Here is a 6,027-nt window from a genome sequence, read left to right on the forward strand (position 1 = left end):
GCGCCTGACCGTGCAGGCCTTGCCCGGTGGCGGCATTTCGCTGGTGCACGCGCGCGGAGACGAGATTTTCCATGGCGTGCTGAACCATGATTCCTCGGCCGTGCGCACCGATATCCTGCGCGTCACCTACAGCTGGGACATGGCCCGCGACTGGGCAAGGCTGGCGGTGGAGCGCCCGGACGCGGGGCGCAGCTTTCAGACCGTGCTGAGCGGGCCGGTGGAGATGCGGCTATCGGATGTGCGCGAGCTTGCCGAGAACCCCAATGCCAGCTTCATGGCCCCCGACCTGATGTTCCTCGCGGTTTCGGACCGGATCGAGCCGATCGGGCCGATGCCGGGAATGACCGGCCTGACCCCGGTCGCGACCCCCTACGGGCCGCGCGCCCTCGGCACGTTGAAACGCGGCGATCTGGTGACCACGCTGGGCGGCGACACCGCCCCGGTGCTGGCCGTGCTGCGGCGCACGGTGCCGGCCTTCGGCCTGTTCGAGCCGGTGCGGCTGCGGCACCCCTATTTCGGGCTTGAATCCGATATCGTCGTCGCCCCCGGCCAGCGGCTGGTGATCGGCGGCTCGCGGGTCGAATACCTGTTCAACGCCGAACATGTGCTGGCGCCGGCGCGTCATTTGATCAACGGCAGCGCCGCGATCCCGGAACGTGGACACCGGCTGGTGACCTATACCCAGGTGCTGCTGCCGGACCACCAGGCGATTCTGGCCTGCGGCACCTATGTCGAGAGCATGAATATCGGCCGCATCCGCCGCAACGAGGCGCTGTTGCGCAGCAGCCTGCTGGCGCGCTATCCGCGCAGCCGCCTGCCCGAGCATTCCACCCAGGCCTTCCCGGCGCTGGGCAGTTTCGAAGCGCTGGTTCTGGCCGAGCAGCGCGCCGCCTGAGCTCAGTTCATCCGGTCGTCGCCGGCGTCGAGCGTTTCCTCGCCATTGAAAAAGGCGGTCATCTGCGCCACCACGACCGAGTTCTCGTCAAGCGCCCGCTGCATCAGGGCGCGTTCCTCGTCGGCGATGTCGTGGCCCTGGGCCTGGCGTTCTTCCAGCGTGCCATAGCCGGTGACGTCCAGCGGCGCCAGATCGGCCTGTTTCAGGATCGCGACGGTCTCGCGGACCGCCTCGGCCTCGTCGACGCCGCTGGCATAGATCATCAGCGCCGCGCCGGTGGCACCCTCGGGCAGGCCGTCGCCCTCCTTGCGCCCGACCTGGACGAGAAGCGTATAGGCCTGCTGGCGGGATTTCTTCTTGGGCTTTTCCATGGCCGCGCCTTATCGCGCCGGGGGCGGCAAGGTCAAGCGCGCCGCGCGCGAAGGCTGCCGTGCGCACCGTCTTTTGCGGCGAAATCGCTGCCCAACGCGGGGATTTTCCCCTTGCCGGCCCCTTCTGACGTGGTGACGCGTTGACCCCCGTGCCCATCCGGGCAATGTAAACACAAGGACCGACCGACGCGCTGGGGAAGACATGTTGGGAATGCTGAGAAATCTGGCCGTTCTGGCCCTGAGCTACTGCGCCGTGGTGACGGGAGCGCAGGCGCAGTCCGCCGCGCCGCTGAACTTTGCCACCGTGCACCGGCCGCCCTTCGCGATCTTTCACGACGACGGGGTCGACGGTTTCTCGATCGACCTGATGCAGGCGATTGCCAAGGATCTCGGCCGGCCGGTTGAATTTGCCAAGCAGGAATCGTTCGGCGACATGCTGAACACGGTGCGCAACGCCGAGCTTGACGGGGCGATCGCCAATATCTCGATCACCGCCGCGCGCGAGATCGAAATGGACTTCAGCCAGCCGATCTTTGAAAGCGGCTTGCAGATCCTTTTGCCCGCCGAGGCCGGATCTGTGCAGCGGCTGGGCGGGGTGCTGGCGCGCGAGATCCTGGTGCTGGGGGCACTGGCACTGGCGCTGCTGTTCGGTGGCGGTTTCCTGATGTGGCTGTTCGAACGCCGCCATCAGGTCTATTTCGACCGGCCGATGCGCGAGGCCATGTTCCCGTCGTTCTGGTGGGCGCTGAACCTTGTGGTCAACGGCGGCTTTGAAGAGCGTATGCCGATGTCGCGCATGGGGCGGATCTTCGCGGTGTTTCTGGTGATCTCGAGCCTGTTCGTGGTCTCGATCTTCGTCGCCACCATCACCGCTGCGGTGACCGTGGACGCGATCCAGTCGAATGTCGATTCGGTCAACGACCTCGAGGGGCGGCAGGTGGCGACCGTCGCCGGATCGACCAGCGCCGAGTTCCTCGCGCGCCGCGACATCGGGTTCCGCGATTTCCCCGACCCCGAGGCGATGCTGCGCGCCTTCGAGCGGGGCGAGATCGACGCGGTGGTCTTCGACGGCCCGATTCTGGCCTTTTACGCGATGGGGCGCGGCAAGCGCCATGCCCGGCTGATCGACCGCGTTTACCGGCCCGAGAACTACGGCATCGCCCTGCCCACCGGCAGCGCGATCCGCGAAGAGATCGACCAGTCGCTGCTGCGGCTGCGCGAAGACGGCACCTATGACGATCTGGTCGACCGCTGGTTCGGCGCCACCTATCGCAACTGACCGCAAAAAAAACAGGCCCCGAGCGTATCGGAGCCTGCCTGATCTGTCTGCAAGAGGTGCCGTGGCGCGGGGTCAGTCGCGCAAGAGGTCGTTGATCGAGGTTTTCGAGCGGGTCTTGGCGTCGACGCGTTTCACGATCACCGCGCAATAGAGGTTGATGCCGTTCTTGGAGGGCATCGAGCCGGCCACCACGACCGAACCGGCGGGCACTTCGCCATACATGACTTCGCCGGTTTCACGATCGACGATCTTGGTCGACTGGCCGATGAACACGCCCATGCCCAGAACCGAGCCTTCGCGCACGATACAGCCTTCGACCACTTCCGAGCGCGCGCCGATGAAGCAGTTGTCCTCGATGATGGTCGGGCCGGCCTGCATCGGCTCGAGCACGCCGCCGATACCGACGCCGCCCGAGAGGTGCACGTTCTTGCCGATCTGGGCGCAGGAGCCGACCGTGACCCAGGTGTCGACCATGGTGCCGGTGTCGACATAGGCGCCGAGGTTGACGAAAGAGGGCATCAGCACCGCGCCGGGGGCGACATAGGCCGATTTGCGCACCACGCAGTTGGGCACGGCGCGGAAGCCGGCCTCTTTCCATTCATGGTCGCCCCAGCCCTTGAACTTGCTGTCGACCTTGTCCCACCAGCCGCTGCCCTGCGGGCCGCCGTCCTGGAATTCCATGTCCTTGATGCGGAAGCCCAGCAGCACCGCCTTCTTGGCCCACTGGTTGACGTGCCAGTCGCCGTTTTCCAGTTTCTCGGCCACCCGCAGCTTGCCCGAGTCCAGCGCGTTCAGCGTGTCTTCGATGGCTTCGCGCACTTCGCCGCCGGTTTGCGGCGTGATGCTGTCGCGGGTGTCCCACGCGGCTTCGATGGCTTGTTCCAGTTGGGCGTTCGACATGTGTTCAGGCTCCGGTTCTCACGATTTGCGCTGTTCTAGCCAAATCGCACCGCCGCGTCACCCTGTCAAAACGACCTTTGTTGCAGCGGGTCCGGCGCGACATTGGCGCCGCAGATCAGAACCGCGACCTTTTCCCCCGGCGCCGGGCGATAGGCGCCGGACATCAGCGCCGCGAGGGCGGTGGCGCCCGCCGGCTCGACCAGCTGCCGGGTCTCGCGCCACAGTGCCGCCTGCGCGCGGATGATGGCGTCGTCGTCGACCAGCAGCGAATCGGCGCCGGTCGACTGGGCGAGATCGAAGCAGATCTGGCCGATGCGGCGGGCGCCCAGCGCATTGGCGGCGACGCCCGAGACCTCGACATCGACCGGCTCTCCGGCCTTGAGGGCGGCGTTCAGGGCGCAGGAGGTCTCGGGCTCGACCGCGACCACGTGGCGGCTTCCGTCGAGCCAGGCCATGGTGCCGCCGATCAGCCCGCCGCCGCCGACCGCAACCAGCAGCGTGTCGGCATCAAGCCCCTGATCTTCCCATTCCATCGCGCAGGTGCCCTGGCCGGCGACTGTCGCGGGGGCGTCATAGGCGTGGATCTGCATGGCGCCGGTCTCGGCCTCGTAGGCCAGTGCCTGCTCCAGCGCGTCGGAATAGGCGCCGGGCACCACCACCAGATCGGCCCCGGCCTCGCGGATCAGCGCGACCTTGGCGGGCCCGGCCATCTCGGGCACGTAGATCCGCGCCCTGTGTCCCAGCCGATGCGCCGCATAGGCCACGGCGGCGCCGTGATTGCCGCCCGAAGCCGCCACCAGTCCGGCCGCCGGCACGTCCTGTGACAACAAGGTGTTGAAGGCGCCGCGCGCCTTGAAAGTGCCGGTATGCTGCATCTGTTCCAGCTTGAGCTGGAGCGGATAGCCAAGCCCGAAGCCGGTTACCGTGACCACGGGGGTTTTCTGCACATGTCCTTCAATTCGCGCGGCGGCGGCGCGAATGTCGTCCTGCCAAGTCATGGTCATACCTCTGTCACTGGCCATCGTGCCTGCGAACCTATAGCTGTGGAGGAAAGACTTACAAGTCAGGAGAGGCATGATGAATAAAGACCGCAGGAGCCCGCTTCCCTCGGCGCACAGGGACATCGACGCAGCGACCCATGTGCGTGACACCGCCCAGACCCGTTCGCCGGCCTACCGGCTGGCCTTCGCCGACCCGGATTTCCTGTGCCGCGACGAGATGCGCTCGGTGCGCTTGCAGCTGGAGCTGCACAAGCCCGAGCTGGAATTGCAGCAGATGGGCATCGAGGGCACCATCGTCATGTTCGGCGGGGCGCGCATTCCGGCGCCGGCCAACAGGGACCGGGCCCGCACCGAGACCCTGGCCGGCCTGTCCGTCTTCTACGACGAGGCGCGCGAATTCGCCCGGCTGATGACCCTGCGCAGCGACGGGCGCGACAACGTGATCGTCACCGGCGGTGGCCCGGGGGTGATGGAGGCCGGCAACCGCGGCGCGCAGGAGGCTGGCGGCAAGTCGATCGGGCTCAATATCGTGCTGCCGCATGAACAGGCGCCGAATGAATACGTGACGCCCGAGCTGTGTTTCAACTTCCACTATTTCGCCATCCGCAAGATGCACTTCCTGATGCGGGCCAAGGCGATCTGCGTCTTTCCGGGCGGTTTCGGCACCCTGGACGAGATGTTCGAATCGCTGACCCTGATCCAGACCGGCCGCATGGAGCGGGTGCCCTTCCTGCTGTTCGGCCGGGCCTTCTGGGAGCGGATCATCAACTGGGAGGCGCTGGCCGATGCCGGCACCATCTCGGCCGAGGACCTGCAGCTGTTCCGTTTCGTCGAGACCGCCGAAGAGGCAATCGCGGTGATCGACAGCTGGGGTGATTGCGCGCCGCGCGAAGCGATTCCCGGACGTTAGGGCCGGGCGGCCGAAAAATGGCCGGGCTTTCGCTGCCCGGCCACGCCCTGTTGGACCTTGGTTGTTGAAACGCGCCTAAAGGGAGGAGGATATAGCCGCGTTCAGTCTTTGCGGACCGGATGCCCAGGAAGAACGATTTGCACCCGGCCCGGTCGTATCTCCAGAATGCCGCGCCGCAGCATCAGCGCAAGGGAATTCCTTTGCAGATGCAGAAAAAACCCGACAGGCCCGCAGCAGCGGATATTTTTTGAACTCTTCGGTAAAATTTTGGGCCAGGAGCGCACAGCGCCGGGCGGCGTGGCGTTCTGCCCGGCTCAGACCTTGCCGAGCCCGGCCTCGGCCTCGATCTGCCTGCGTGACTTGCGGGCCCTTTCGGTGGCCGATTTCAGCTGGCCGCAGGCGGCCATGATGTCCTCGCCGCGCGGGGTGCGGATCGGCGAGGCATAGCCGGCCTGATAGATGATATTGGCAAAGGCGCGGATGCGGTTGTTGGACGATCGCTGATAGGGCGAGCCGGGCCATTCGTTGAAGGGGATCAGGTTTATCTTGGCGGGAATGCCGTGATCCTTGATCAGCTTGACCAGGCGATGGGCGTCCTCGTCACTGTCATTCACGCCCTGCAGCATCACGTATTCGAAGGTGATGCGCTCGGAGTTCGACACCTTGGGGTA

At 66.0% G+C, this 6,027-nt stretch carries 6 protein-coding genes and 1 pseudogene; 3 read left to right on the plus strand and 4 right to left on the minus strand.

All coding sequences use genetic code 11. The features are described from left to right. Positions 1-895 (plus strand): Hint domain-containing protein (locus ABZD10_RS12710; protein WP_372886990.1); only part of this gene is annotated, 895 nt, incomplete at its 5' end. A gap of 2 nt (positions 896-897) precedes the next feature. On the opposite strand, the gene ABZD10_RS12715 is transcribed toward ABZD10_RS12710, so the two are convergent. Next, the gene (locus tag ABZD10_RS12715) at positions 898-1,266 is read right to left on the minus strand and encodes a hypothetical protein (RefSeq protein ID WP_372886992.1); all 369 of its coding nucleotides are present in this window, start codon (positions 1,264-1,266) and stop codon (positions 898-900) included. 211 nt (positions 1,267-1,477) lie between these two features. On the opposite strand from ABZD10_RS12715, the gene ABZD10_RS12720 reads away from it, so the two are divergent. Further along, a complete protein-coding gene (locus ABZD10_RS12720; RefSeq protein WP_372886994.1) occupies positions 1,478-2,545 on the plus strand; it encodes a transporter substrate-binding domain-containing protein in 1,068 nt (355 codons plus the stop codon). Between the two features lie 72 nt (positions 2,546-2,617). Here the strand turns inward: ABZD10_RS12720 and dapD are convergent, their stop codons facing one another. Together dapD and ABZD10_RS12730 are read right to left on the minus strand one after the other, a co-directional pair. Then, entirely contained in the window at positions 2,618-3,445 is an 828-nt protein-coding gene (gene dapD, locus ABZD10_RS12725) for a 2,3,4,5-tetrahydropyridine-2,6-dicarboxylate N-succinyltransferase (RefSeq protein ID WP_372886995.1), read from the minus strand. A gap of 65 nt (positions 3,446-3,510) precedes the next feature. Beyond that, positions 3,511-4,443 (minus strand): threonine/serine dehydratase, encoded by a 933-nt coding sequence (locus ABZD10_RS12730; RefSeq protein ID WP_372886998.1) that lies wholly within the window; start codon positions 4,441-4,443, stop codon positions 3,511-3,513. 79 nt (positions 4,444-4,522) lie between these two features. Between ABZD10_RS12730 and ABZD10_RS12735 the strand changes: the two genes are divergently transcribed. Further along, the gene (locus ABZD10_RS12735) at positions 4,523-5,356 is read left to right on the plus strand and encodes a TIGR00730 family Rossman fold protein (RefSeq protein WP_372886996.1); all 834 of its coding nucleotides are present in this window, start codon (positions 4,523-4,525) and stop codon (positions 5,354-5,356) included. 314 nt (positions 5,357-5,670) lie between these two features. Here the strand turns inward: ABZD10_RS12735 and ABZD10_RS12740 are convergent. After that, positions 5,671-6,027: pseudogene (locus ABZD10_RS12740) on the minus strand (23S rRNA (adenine(2503)-C(2))-methyltransferase RlmN); the annotation flags it as partial.

This window comes from Shimia sp. (assembly GCF_041624275.1).
Lineage (GTDB): Bacteria > Pseudomonadota > Alphaproteobacteria > Rhodobacterales > Rhodobacteraceae > Shimia.

Excerpts from the sequence above, each read along its gene's own strand:
- ABZD10_RS12730 (WP_372886998.1), bottom strand. The coding sequence starts at position 4,443 with ATGACTTGGCAGGACGACATTCGCGCCGCCGCCGCGCGAATTGAAGGA.
- ABZD10_RS12715 (WP_372886992.1), bottom strand. The coding sequence starts at position 1,266 with ATGGAAAAGCCCAAGAAGAAATCCCGCCAGCAGGCCTATACGCTTCTC.
- ABZD10_RS12735 (WP_372886996.1), top strand. The coding sequence starts at position 4,523 with ATGAATAAAGACCGCAGGAGCCCGCTTCCCTCGGCGCACAGGGACATC.
- dapD (WP_372886995.1), bottom strand. The coding sequence starts at position 3,445 with ATGTCGAACGCCCAACTGGAACAAGCCATCGAAGCCGCGTGGGACACC.
- ABZD10_RS12720 (WP_372886994.1), top strand. The coding sequence starts at position 1,478 with ATGCTGAGAAATCTGGCCGTTCTGGCCCTGAGCTACTGCGCCGTGGTG.